We start from the raw sequence: 7,111 nt of genomic DNA on the forward strand, positions 1-7,111 counted from the left end.
CTCAAATCAGAACACCACGTCGCGGACCAGACGGCCGCATCATCAAAGATCGGACCTACAAACGGTTCCGGAAACGGCGAGCAGTAGCCGAACACCCCATCGCACGCCTCAAAGACCATCAAATCCTGCGGCAATGCCGCCGCCGCGGCGACGCCATCAACCACGCCGTCGCCGGCGTCGCGGCGCTTCACAACCTCAAGATCGACATCAGCTAACTGAAGCCCCGGAGGTGGTGAGGCACGCACCGAACCGCATTACGGGATATCTCTTAGCGGGCCGTGTGGGAGGCTTCCTTGCCCGACGGTTGTCGCACCTCAACCAGGCCGACGCAACGCGGCAGGGCGTTCCGGCCAGGCGGACACCCGTGACGTGGCTGCGGGCCTTCGGGGAAGTCGTGCGATCCGGGCTCACGATCGAGGAGACGCGGCTGGAGCCTCTGCTCGCGCTGCGCGCGGCCGCTGGGGTGGCGATCGTCGTCGGGTCGGCCTGTGGCTGGTCTCCCCTGCGTATGCCGCGTCCGCCGCCCTCGGTGCCTACTCCGCGGGTGGGGCCACCTTCCAGCGCACCTGGCGTCCACGCAAGGTGATCGTGCTCGGCGCGGGCGCGGGTCTGGCGCTCAGCACCTTCGCGGGCTAGCTGACGGCGGGGCGACTCGTGACGTTCCTCCCGCTGCTGGCCGTATGGGCCTTTGTCGCGGGGATGGCGTGGGCCGTCGGCTCGACCGGGTTCAGTGAGGCGCATTGGCAGCAACTGCCCGAACCTGCTGGAGGTGTTTCGTGATGTTGATGCGCACTGACCCCTTCCGTGAACTCGACCGGCTCGCTCAGCAGCTGATGAGTACCTGGTCGCGCCCGGCCGCGATGGCGATGGACGCCTACCGCGAGGGCAACGAGTACGTAGTGGCCTTCGACCTCCCCGGCGTCAGCGCAGAGGCGATCGACATCGACGTCGAACGGAACATGCTGACCGTCAAGGCCGAACGCAGGCCCGTGGCCAAGGCCGACAACGTGCAGATGGAGCTCTCGGAGCGTCCGCTGGGCGTCTTCTCCCGCCAGATCGTGCTCGCCGACACGCTGGACACCGAGCACATCAAGGCCGACTACGACGCCGGGGTGCTCACCCTGCGCATCCCGATCGCCGAACGCGCCAAGCCCCGCAAGATCGCCATCAGCAGTGGATCCCACCGCCAGGAGATCTCCCGCTGAGCCGAGCGAGGCCGAACAGCGGCGGAGGACGGGTACCTGATCTCCCCCTCACCCGGTCCTCCGTACCCCTCTGGACACGGAGAAGGGTGGCGGCCGAAGTGAGCCTGCGATGGGAAGCATTCCTCGACCGGGTCAAGGAACGCGGCGAGTACGACAGCCGGCAGGAAGCAGAACGCGCAGCCCGCGTGGTGCTCGCCCTGCTGGGCGCACACCTGGTCGGCCAGGTGCGCGCCCAACTGGCGGCGCGTCTGCCGGAAGACTTCGCCCTGATCCTGCTCAACCCGCTGCAGAGCGCCGAACCCCTGCCACCGGAGCGGTTCCTGCGGGCGACGGCGGCCTGGATCGAGGGGGCCACGGACCAGACCGCGGCCTGGGACGTCAGCGCCGTCCTCAGCACCGTCGCCGACACGGCCGGCGACGAACTGCTGGGGCAGATCCTGCTCCAGCTCCCCACAGGCTACGACCCCTTCTTCGGCCGCCCTCAGCCGACCTGACCACCCACACACCCGGCGCCCGCACATCTGTGCCGGGCTCTGGCTCCATCACCTCGGCGACAGAAAATCAACAACGTACGAACAGATGCTGGAGAAGGTCCGCTCCGAAGGCGCCTACCCCACCCGGGAACGGGCTGAGGAAGCCGTCCGCCTGGTCCTCGCTGGACTCGGACGCCGGCTGACGGGCGACGAACGCATCGAACTGGCCACCCGCCTGCCCTTCGAAGCCGCACGCATCCTCACCGCGCAGATCCCCGACACCCAGCCCCTCACCGGCTGGGCCTTCGTCAAAGACCTCGCCGCCCGCACCGGCTCCACCCTGGCCACCCGCTGGGACACCGGATCCGTCCTCTGCACCGTCGCAGTCCTGGCCGGCCCCGACCTCCTCCCCCGCATCCTGCACCAACTCCCCTCCGGCTACGCCCTGCTGTTCTGCCGCGCCGAACTCACCCCCGCCGCATAGGCGGGACGTCTCCTCCCGGCGCCCAAGCCGTTACGGACCCCGACGCGTGCACGGGCTGCAAGGACCCCACCAGACTCGTGCCGTCGCGACCCCGACACCGCGCCTGGCACCCGGGGGTGTGCCGGGTCCCCCCTCATGCCCATCGTTCGAAGCCCTGGTTCCCGCTCGGGATCAGGGCTTCGCCCCGTCTCCCGCTGGTGCGCGGGCAGGGGCGGTGCCACGGCGCGCGGGCGAGTGGACCCGAGGTGCGCGGGGGCCTGGCTCGATGGAGTCTGAGGATCATGCAGCACAAGGGCGCGCGGGGCGGCGGGAGCATGATGTGGAGGCGGCTCTCGACGAGCTTTACACCACGCCGCCACCCGACTTCGTCTCCCGCCGAGAGGAACTTGCCGCCACCGCTAAGGCAGCCGGCCGTGTGGAGGACGCCCGCCGGATCCATGGGGCCCGCCGCCCCACGCGCGCCGCCTGGGCAGCGAACCTGCTGCTGCGCTCCCAGCCGCAGTAGAGCCGGCAGTTCCTGCAGCTGGGGCAGGCGCGCCGCGAGGCCTACCGCACCCTGGATGCCGATCAGATCAAGGAGCTGTCTGAGCAGCGGCGACGCATCGTCTCCACCTTGTCCCGGCAGGCTGCCCGGCTTGCCCGCGAGGCCGGGCACCGGCTGTCGGACACGGCGCAGCAGGACGTCGAATCCACCCTGCGTGCCGTGCTCGCCGACCCGGACGCAGCCAGCCGGTGGGCCGCCGGCCGTCTGGAGGCCGCCCTCACGCCGCTGTCGGCCTTCCCGTCTCGCACCGCTCCCGCGGCCGGCGCCCCGTCGACAGCTGCGTCGCCATCGGTACGGGCACCAGCGACGGATGAACTCGCCGTTCGGCGCCGCGAGCGCAAAGAGCAGCTCGCCCAGGCCAGAAAGGCAGCCAAAGCGGCCGCGCAGCGGCTGCGCGAGAAGCGGGCTGAACAAGCGGACGCCGACGCGTTGCTGCAGCGGGCACGTAACCGCCACGACCAGGCCCGGCAGCAAGTCTCCGCTGCCGAGCAGCAACTGCAGCAGGCCCGCGAGGAGTTCGAGCGAGCCGATCAAGAACAGCGGAAAGCCGAACAGCGGCACCGGGCGACCGCTGACTCCCCCGCTCGGGCCGAAGGGGAAGCGCGTGCATCCGCGCAGGAAGTGGAGCGCTTGACCGCGAGCGACAGGTAGGTGCCGGCCCGGATACGGATGCCCAGGCGCCTAGTCCAGGCGTCACCGGCGCGTGCTGCTGCTCCGCTTGCTAGCGCCCGGCGCGCGCTGTGGGTGAAGGAGTGCCAGCGTGGTCAGCACGAGCATCCGTACCGGATGCGCCGACGAGGCAGGCACGATGGGAGTGGTGGTCATGGCACGCGCGATCTGGACCGGCGTGATCACCTTCGGGATGGTCAGCGTGCCGGTCGGCCTGTTCACGGCGACCGAGGACCACACGGTCCACTTCCACCAGCTGCAGCGCGGCACCGCCGACCGGATCCGCAACCGGCGGGTCAACGAACGCACCGGCAAGGAAGTATCCACCGAGGACATCGTCAAAGGGTATGAGGTGGCCGAAGGCGAGTACATCATCGTGGAGCCCGAGGAACTGGAGGAGATCGCACCGGGACGCTCCCAGGCCATCGACATCACCGACTTCGTCGACCTCGCGGACATCGAGCCGGTGTACTTCGACCGCACCTACTACCTCGCCCCCAGCGGCAAGGAGTACACGAAGGTGTATGAGCTGCTGCGCGCCGCCCTGGCCAAGGCGGACAAGGCCGGGATCGCCACGTTCGTGATGCGCGGCAAGCAGTATCTGACCGCGCTGCGCGCGGAGGACAACGTTCTGGCCCTGCAGACCCTCCACTGGACCGACGAGGTCCGAGACCCCGGGCGGGAGCTACCCGAGCTGCCTTCGAGCCGCGCCGGCAAGGGCAAGGAGCTGGACATGGCGCTCCAGCTGATCGACGCCCTCGCCACATCCTGGGATCCCGCCCGCTACCACGACACCTACCAGAAAAAGGTGCGGGAACTGGTGAAAGCGAAGGCCGAGGGCCAAGAGATCGCGGCGGCAGAGGAGGCACCACAGGCCACCAACGTCATCAGCCTCATGGACGTCCTGCAAAACAGCCTCGACCAGGCCCGGCGCGCCGGAGACAAGAAGCCGGCCGCGCCGCGGCGGAAGACCGCCGCCCGCAAGGCCGTGCGCAAGCCCGCGGCTAAGAAGTCCGCCGAGAGGAAGGGCCCGCCGAAGGAAGCCCGCGCGTCTGCCACAGCCCGCGGCGGGGGTGGGGGCAAGAGCGCGCTGCGGCAGTTGAGTAAGGCGGAGCTGTATAAGCGGGCCACCGAGCAGGGCATCACGGGCCGCTCCAAGATGAGCCGCGAGGAGCTGGTCGACGTGCTTGCCCGCACGGGGCGTCGCCGTAAGAAGAGCGCCCCCTGACCTGCCCGGGCTGATGCTTACCGAGGCCGTGAGCGGCCCCGACCTGCGGCTCCGGGAGGTTGGCCCCGTCAGGAGACACGACGGAAGGCTGCGGCCGGACCGATCACACCGGGCCCAAACTTATCGCGGATGCGATCGCTGACGGCCTCGGCGACCAGGCGGGACTCGGGGGCCCCATGGAAGCTGATCTGCTCGGCGACCTGATCGGCATCCACCAGATCTTCCGCCTTGAGCGTGATCCCGGTGAGCCGGCCTCGCTGCAGGCCCGCGGCATCCATCAACTGGTAGGCCAGGATGCGCAGATCGTCGTCGTGCGCGGAGGCCTGCCGCAGGCGGCGCGTCTACTCCCAGCTGCCCTTGCCGGCGAACCGCAGCGTCAGCGTCAGGCCGCGGGCTGCCTGACGCCGTTGGCGCAGCAGCCGCCCGAGCTGGATGACCAGGTCGAGCAGGGCGGCGCGGACTTCGGCACCGTCCAGGGTGTGCCGGGCGAAGGCGTGGCGAACCACGGCCGAAGCGGGCAGAGCGCGCGGGACGACGAGGCGGGGGGCGATGCCACGTGCCCGGGCGGCGGCCAGACGTCCGGCGCGGCCGCCCGGCAGACGCTGCACTGTGGCCGGCGGCACGTGCCCTCGCCGACGCGCAGGCAGGCGAGTGGAAGATCATCGACCTGCCCGCGCTCGCCGACAGCGAGACCGACCGGCTGGGCCGGGCCGTCGGCGAACCCTGTGGCCGGAACGCTTCGACGCCGAACACCACACCACCACCCGCCGCCGCGTCGGCGAACGCGTGTGGGCCGCGCTCTACCAGCAAAAGCCCCGCCCGCCCGAGGGCGGCGTCTGGCAGCGCGCCTGGATCAACAACGCCGCCTCACCACCGTCCAGTTCGGCGGCCTCGACATGGCGCGCGTCATCGTCGCCGTCGACCCCACCGACGGAGAGCCCGCCATCGGCGACAAGAGCGGCATCATCGGCGCCGCCCGCGGCTACGACGGCCACCTGTACGTGCTCGAGGATCACTCCGGGAGCATGGGGCGCCAACGACTGGGGCCGCACCGCCTGCCTCCTCGCCTCCGCCCTCGCCCTCAAAGCCGACGCGATCGTGGTCGAGTCCAACTACTGCGGCGACATGGCCCGCCAGGTCCTCTCCCAGGCGTGGGAGCAGCTGCGCCACGAAGGCACCACCAACGGGCAGCTCATGCCCCGCGTCCTCGAAGTCACCGCCAAGGTAGGCAAGCGGCTGCGCGCCGAACCCATCGCCCAGCTGTACGAGCAGCGCCTGGTCCACCACGTCGGCACCCACGTGCCCCTGGAGGACGGCCCGCCAGTGCCCCTGCTCCCGCCCCCTCGAGGCCCGGGAACCTCTGACGCCCTGGGGATCTCGACGCACGGTCACCGTTGCCAGGTCCGCGACGGTTGCGGCGTCAGCGCCCCCAGCCCATTGCGTGACTCGACGCTCTGCAGCGGCCCAGGATGCCCTACGGCCTGACGCCTGCCTCGGGCTTCTCCCTCCGCCCGCTGCGCAGCAGCCAGGTGGCGCCGCCGACGGCGAGGGCGACCGGCCAATCCAGAGCTCCCGCCGCCGCCAGGGCTCCAAGTCCTCCGTAAAACGCCAGGTCTTTGGCGGGCGGGGTACCGGGCAGCCGTGCCGTCGCCGCTCGGGCCGTGCTCGTCATCTCCTCCTTGCTGAGATACGGAATCGGCACCGAAGGATGCAGGGTGCGCATGTGCCGGTGCATACCGTGGCCGTTGCCCGCATGCGTCTCCTGTTGCGGGTACTCAGCTGCCTTGCCCATCACGCTCCTCCTTCCGTCGAATGCGATGTGCCCTTTCATTGTCGCGCGCCTCTTGGGGCATATGCGGGGGGAAACGATTGCGCTGGAAAGTCGGAAGGAGCGGGAAGTCCGCGCATTCGCAGTGAGGGCCGGGCACAGGACCCGATGCGAAGTGACGTTGCCGGGATCCTGCTGGTTGAGAAGGATCAGAGCGGTGTCTTCCGGGAGACGCGCCGCCAATCGGGCACGCACCTCCCTGAACAAGTGCGTGGCCTGCGGGCAAGCACCGCGCGGGCGGCGCGCTCTGCTTCCTCCCGGCTGTCGTACTTGCCGTCCTGGGCGCAGTTTCCACTTTGCTCCCCCCAAGAGCTAGCGCCTTTGGCAAGTGGGGGTTCCTCGACGCACGCCCTCAGCGGCCGAGCGCGTTCTCCAACTGCTGCTTGGTCATCGAGGAGCGGCCGTGGATGTTGCGCTTCTTGGCCTCCTCGTACAACTGGTCCCTGGTGGGTCCTTCCGCGCCGCTGTGGGAGCGCTGCCCACCGCGCTCGGACGCCGACTTCGGGTCACGGGTGGAGGTCCTGCTGGCGGTGTCCGACTCACCGGACCTGGCCCGCTCCTTGTTCACCGTCCGCGCGGCGATCCCCTTGGCCCGCTTGGACGACTCGCCGCGGTCCTCGGCGCTCTTCTTGATGTGCTCGTATTGCCGCTCGCGCTTGGAACTCGATCCGGCCGGCATG

Annotated in this window: 13 protein-coding genes and 1 pseudogene; 8 read left to right on the plus strand and 6 right to left on the minus strand. The window is 70.0% G+C overall.

Annotation, left to right across the window (positions count from 1 at the left end; all coding sequences use genetic code 11):
• On the minus strand, positions 1-191 hold a 191-nt coding region (locus tag ABZ904_RS49885), incomplete at its 3' end, for a hypothetical protein (protein ID WP_361005791.1).
• A gap of 173 nt (positions 192-364) precedes the next feature.
• On the opposite strand from ABZ904_RS49885, the pseudogene ABZ904_RS49890 reads away from it, so the two are divergent.
• From ABZ904_RS49890 to ABZ904_RS49920, 7 genes and pseudogenes are all read left to right on the plus strand, one after another.
• Positions 365-723, plus strand: a pseudogene (locus ABZ904_RS49890) (FUSC family protein); the annotation flags it as partial.
• A gap of 56 nt (positions 724-779) precedes the next feature.
• Positions 780-1,205, plus strand: a complete 426-nt coding sequence (locus ABZ904_RS49895) for an Hsp20/alpha crystallin family protein (protein ID WP_361005789.1) — start codon at positions 780-782, stop codon at positions 1,203-1,205.
• 98 nt (positions 1,206-1,303) lie between these two features.
• A complete protein-coding gene (locus ABZ904_RS49900) occupies positions 1,304-1,699 on the plus strand; it encodes a DUF2267 domain-containing protein (RefSeq protein ID WP_361005786.1) in 396 nt (131 codons plus the stop codon).
• Between the two features lie 85 nt (positions 1,700-1,784).
• Positions 1,785-2,162, plus strand: a complete 378-nt coding sequence (locus ABZ904_RS49905; protein WP_361005783.1) for a DUF2267 domain-containing protein — start codon at positions 1,785-1,787, stop codon at positions 2,160-2,162.
• A 319-nt stretch (positions 2,163-2,481) separates the two neighbouring features.
• On the plus strand, positions 2,482-2,667 hold the full coding sequence (locus ABZ904_RS49910; protein WP_361830851.1) for a hypothetical protein: 186 nt from the start codon (positions 2,482-2,484) through the stop codon (positions 2,665-2,667).
• Positions 2,668-2,775: 108 nt separating this feature from the next.
• Positions 2,776-3,357, plus strand: coding sequence for a hypothetical protein (locus ABZ904_RS49915; protein ID WP_361830854.1), 582 nt, complete (start codon positions 2,776-2,778; stop codon positions 3,355-3,357).
• Positions 3,358-3,529: 172 nt separating this feature from the next.
• Complete coding sequence (locus ABZ904_RS49920) at positions 3,530-4,603, plus strand: Ku protein (RefSeq protein ID WP_361830866.1); 1,074 nt, start codon at positions 3,530-3,532, stop codon at positions 4,601-4,603.
• Positions 4,604-4,671: 68 nt separating this feature from the next.
• Here ABZ904_RS49920 and ABZ904_RS49925 read toward each other — a convergent pair whose 3' ends face one another.
• The 3 genes from ABZ904_RS49925 to ABZ904_RS49935 form a co-directional block, all read right to left on the minus strand.
• Complete coding sequence (locus ABZ904_RS49925; RefSeq protein ID WP_361830857.1) at positions 4,672-4,881, minus strand: hypothetical protein; 210 nt, start codon at positions 4,879-4,881, stop codon at positions 4,672-4,674.
• A gap of 63 nt (positions 4,882-4,944) precedes the next feature.
• On the minus strand, positions 4,945-5,226 hold the full coding sequence (locus ABZ904_RS49930) for a hypothetical protein (RefSeq protein ID WP_361005778.1): 282 nt from the start codon (positions 5,224-5,226) through the stop codon (positions 4,945-4,947).
• Positions 5,227-5,403: 177 nt separating this feature from the next.
• A complete protein-coding gene (locus ABZ904_RS49935; RefSeq protein ID WP_361005775.1) occupies positions 5,404-5,619 on the minus strand; it encodes a hypothetical protein in 216 nt (71 codons plus the stop codon).
• A gap of 82 nt (positions 5,620-5,701) precedes the next feature.
• Here ABZ904_RS49935 and ABZ904_RS49940 point away from each other — a divergent pair, with 82 nt between their 5' ends.
• Positions 5,702-6,088, plus strand: coding sequence for a hypothetical protein (locus tag ABZ904_RS49940; RefSeq protein WP_361830860.1), 387 nt, complete (start codon positions 5,702-5,704; stop codon positions 6,086-6,088).
• On the opposite strand, the gene ABZ904_RS49945 is transcribed toward ABZ904_RS49940, so the two are convergent.
• A complete protein-coding gene (locus ABZ904_RS49945) occupies positions 6,078-6,395 on the minus strand; it encodes a hypothetical protein (protein WP_361005769.1) in 318 nt (105 codons plus the stop codon). The genes ABZ904_RS49940 and ABZ904_RS49945 overlap by 11 nt on opposite strands.
• Before the next feature lie 388 nt (positions 6,396-6,783).
• Complete coding sequence (locus ABZ904_RS49950) at positions 6,784-7,110, minus strand: plasmid stabilization protein (RefSeq protein WP_361830863.1); 327 nt, start codon at positions 7,108-7,110, stop codon at positions 6,784-6,786.
• Position 7,111: the final 1 nt, after the last annotated feature.

Source organism: Streptomyces sp. NPDC046900, from assembly GCF_040644975.1.
Classification (GTDB): domain Bacteria; phylum Actinomycetota; class Actinomycetes; order Streptomycetales; family Streptomycetaceae; genus Streptomyces.